This window comes from Desulfotomaculum sp., from assembly GCF_982386235.1.
This window is the reverse complement of sequence record NZ_CEVWQM010000053.1, coordinates 1-3,458: the sequence shown is the minus strand read 5'-3', so window position 1 is coordinate 3,458 and position 3,458 is coordinate 1. Positions and strand designations below refer to the sequence as shown.

The following is a 3,458-nucleotide window of genomic DNA, read 5'->3' as shown; positions in this document are numbered from 1 at the left end:
CAGGACAATCCTCAATATTAACATTTTTCACCCTTAGGTTGTTTGTCAAGGGAATACACAAAAAGCAATACTTCAGCAATTATACTATATAATTCCGGTGGTATTTCTTCTCCAATGGCTAGATGCGAAAGCATTTCAACTAATATAGGGTCCTTATAGACAGGTACGGAATGTTCTTCCGCCAGCTGCAAAATCTTTTCTGCCAAATACCCCTGTCCAGATGATACGACCTTTGGGGCATTGTCTGTTTCCTGGGTGTAACGTAAGGCTACGGCTTTTTTCCTATGTTCTTCCCGAACCATGATAACCCACCTATTTTTCCTAAATTTTAATATCTACGGTTTGTAAACTACAATCACTATCATCCATTTTTAATCCGGCGGGCAGTAAGTTTGCTGTAAAGTTACCAACTTGCCAGATACAAGTATGTAAATGATAGCCTGCTGTCAAAAAGGAAGCCTGAAGTTTGGGCCAAGCCTTTCTTAATAAATTGGCCACCCATTGTTCGGCAACCTTGCCACCGGCTATGATCTCTTTATTTCTTACCTTAAGCTCTAATAAAAGAGGCCCCATGCTAATGGTATTCAGTAACAAAGTCATGCTTAGATGTTTTGGGTCTATATTTTTACATTGGCTATTGTCTTTTATTATTTTTATCTGTCCCCAGGTTTGATTCTCATCTTGTTTAATAAAGGGTAAATTAAAATACAAATAGTCTTGCTGACCCTCTACCTTATTTAAGGTCTGAAAAACCTGATGCCCTACCATTTGCCTTTCAATTATTGTCCCTTCTTGAATAAGACTTTTTACTTGGGTTGATTCACCAGTTTCCTTAGCTGCTTCCTTCAATTGTTCCATTAGTTTACTAAATATCTGCAAGATATTACCGGCATCTCTGTGATTATACTTAGTAATAGAAGCTTTTTTACTTAATTCCGGTTCCTGACTAAGGTTTTGCTTGATTGTGTCAGCACTTGAGGTCAGATCCTTCAATCCCTGCTTTGCATTTTCTTCCCCTATGGTCTTTCGGATTTGGCCATCTTCCTTGGTTAATACTTCATTAGTAGTAGTTATTAAGTCCGCTACGATGTTTATTGCCAGGAGTTGACTGCCTTTTTCTGCAATAACCTTGTCGGTTGGTGAAAAATGGTTAGTGTCAAGGTTAACAAGGGGGGGATCAGGTAAACTTGGATTGGCTTTATGTGATGTTGCGGTGCTTTGATTAGCTAAATCAATGCTAGCTAAGTTAACAGCAACTGCGTTAGGGGCTAAGGGCAGATTACCCATCTTAACATCTTTGGTTGTAGATTTTAGCCCATCTTGGTAGACTAAACCAGTTATTTGTGAATTAAAAAGAATCTTCAATTGGTCTATAACTTTAGTGCTCCCTTTATCTGGTTCAATACATATATTTCTAAGATACTCCTGGGTTTTCTGAAGCAGCTCATACCCTTTAGGAGAAAGTACGGCAGGCAGTTGCCTAGTTTCCGGAACACTACCAGAAGCCAAAAAATGACCCTCCGTCCTAACCGCTCCTATTATCTCTACCAACTTATTGATAAATATTTGTAACCTTGCTTCATAACCCTGTTGAAAAACATTTATGTCCCTTAAAAAGGAATATACCGCATTAAGCACAACTGGCTCCGGCGGAATCCCAAGTTTAATGCCTAATAAAGCCTTTGCAATATTCTCCGGGGCATCTCCACCTAATTTTTGTAACATTCTTTCAGCCATTTGTAGGGCTGGGACCCTTAAGGGAATTTCCTGGTTCAAGAAACTCTGAATGAGATTTCTATGCAAAGGTGTGTCCTTGATTTGTAGTTGGCTAAAAACCCTTTGCAGCAACTCTTCCTGACTGATTGGTGTGGACGCATTGAAAGGCACTGGTTTGACCAGAAAGATGTCTCCCTGTTTGCCATGCAGTTCCAACTCCACCTGAGTGTTAAGTGGTAATAAATCGAAACACTGAATACAAATATCTTTACCACCCACCCGGGCAGTATAAAGTTTATCGGTAACTTGGTTCAAAATAATTGCTTGGAGCACCTGCCCCTTAGGCAAATTAAACGCCTGTCCCTCAACTTCCTCAGTATCTTTATTTATATTTCCGTTTGAGTTGACCATAGTTATATCTACAGGCTTAATTTCCATTATACCGCCTCATTTTACAGATCAATTTATAAATATTATCGGTAAGAAAAAGGGGAAAGTTTACGGTGGCTTGCTTAGGAATCAGGGTCAGGTTTACATCGTTGCAGATTACCTGGTACCCTCAATGGTAAATAATCTTATTGGGCTAAAACAAAATGTCAATTATTTGACGCCGGTAGATATAGATAATGATGGTGTGTATGAATTAAAGGGGTTACAAACCATCAAGGGTATTTGCAATGCAGACTCGATTGCCACAGCTACTTCACTCGGGCAGCTTACTGGCAACCAATGGAAGTTACTGGAGGCAGATGTAAAGAAACTTGATTAAAACTAAGTAGCAGGGTAAAGTGACTCCCGACAGTCAGAGGCGGGAGTCACTTGCTGTTCTCCTGGGTAATTCAATATTTACCAGTAAACTTCTTTGCCTAAATATCATAAGATGTATGTATGCTTTTTATTTAAACTTGATTTACGATGCCTATTTATAAGGAAGGTACTATCAGCATGAATTATCAAATAAAGCATGAAGCATCGCAAATAAAAGTAAATGAGCATCCTAAACGCTATACTCCAATCATCCGTAAATTTTCCTACAGTCATATCTTTGCTCTCACGTGGATGATTATTTCTATATTCGTTTCCCTACCATGGATTAAGGATATTGGTGCAATTGTCACGGTACCAGTTGCTGTTTTGATCGTAGCTGGTATTGCTTATTTACCGGGTTATTTTAATGCATTTATGATTTTTAGTTTATTATTTGATAGGCAACCTGCTATTAAAATACTTAATCCGGCTGAATCAGTGACAATCCTGATAGCTTGCTATAATGAGGAAAAGAATATTGAAAACACCTTAGCCTATATAGAGAGGCAAGATTATGACGGGGATTTACGAGTAATTGTGATTGACAATAATTCCAACGACAATACTGCTAAGGTAGTCAAAGGAGCCATCGAAAAAATTGACCTGGATATTATTCTTATTAATGAACCAAAACGTGGTAAAAACAATGCCCTGAACACTGGGTTAAAACAAGTTGACACAGAACTTGTGATTACACTGGATGCAGATACCCTGTTACACAAATCTGCTATCCGTTATATTGTAGGCCGCATGTTAAGCTCACCCCTCGATGTATGTGCAGTTGCAGGGGCAGTTCTTGTTCGTAACAGTCGGGGAAAACTCATAGCAAAAGTGCAAGAATGGGATTATTTCTTGGGGATCGCTAGTATTAAGAGACTCCAAGGAATGTTCCAAGGCACTTTAGTTGCTCAGGGCGCTTTTTCCTTATACAAAAC

At 38.9% G+C, this 3,458-nt stretch carries 4 protein-coding genes; 2 read left to right on the top strand and 2 right to left on the bottom strand.

Features of this window, described 5'->3' with window-relative positions; genetic code table 11:
• Nucleotides 1–17: 17 nt before the first annotated feature.
• Together AC1U9Z_RS17435 and AC1U9Z_RS17430 are read right to left on the bottom strand one after the other, a co-directional pair.
• The gene (locus tag AC1U9Z_RS17435) at nucleotides 18–302 is read right to left on the bottom strand and encodes an EscU/YscU/HrcU family type III secretion system export apparatus switch protein (protein ID WP_479958489.1); all 285 of its coding nucleotides are present in this window, start codon (nucleotides 300–302) and stop codon (nucleotides 18–20) included.
• A 19-nt stretch (nucleotides 303–321) separates the two neighbouring features.
• Nucleotides 322–2,154: a hypothetical protein gene (locus AC1U9Z_RS17430; protein WP_479958488.1), complete on the bottom strand. Its 1,833-nt coding sequence runs from the start codon at nucleotides 2,152–2,154 to the stop codon at nucleotides 322–324.
• 70 nt (nucleotides 2,155–2,224) lie between these two features.
• Here AC1U9Z_RS17430 and AC1U9Z_RS17425 point away from each other — a divergent pair, with 70 nt between their 5' ends.
• Both AC1U9Z_RS17425 and AC1U9Z_RS17420 read left to right on the top strand, forming a co-directional pair.
• A complete protein-coding gene (locus AC1U9Z_RS17425) occupies nucleotides 2,225–2,485 on the top strand; it encodes a hypothetical protein (RefSeq protein WP_479958487.1) in 261 nt (86 codons plus the stop codon).
• Nucleotides 2,486–2,661: 176 nt separating this feature from the next.
• Nucleotides 2,662–3,458: glycosyltransferase family 2 protein (locus AC1U9Z_RS17420; RefSeq protein ID WP_479958486.1), on the top strand; the 797-nt coding region annotated here is incomplete at its 3' end.

Coding starts and splice junctions, on each gene's coding strand:
- AC1U9Z_RS17430 (WP_479958488.1), bottom strand. CDS start 2,154: ATGGAAATTAAGCCTGTAGATATAACTATGGTCAACTCAAACGGAAAT.
- AC1U9Z_RS17435 (WP_479958489.1), bottom strand. CDS start 302: ATGGTTCGGGAAGAACATAGGAAAAAAGCCGTAGCCTTACGTTACACC.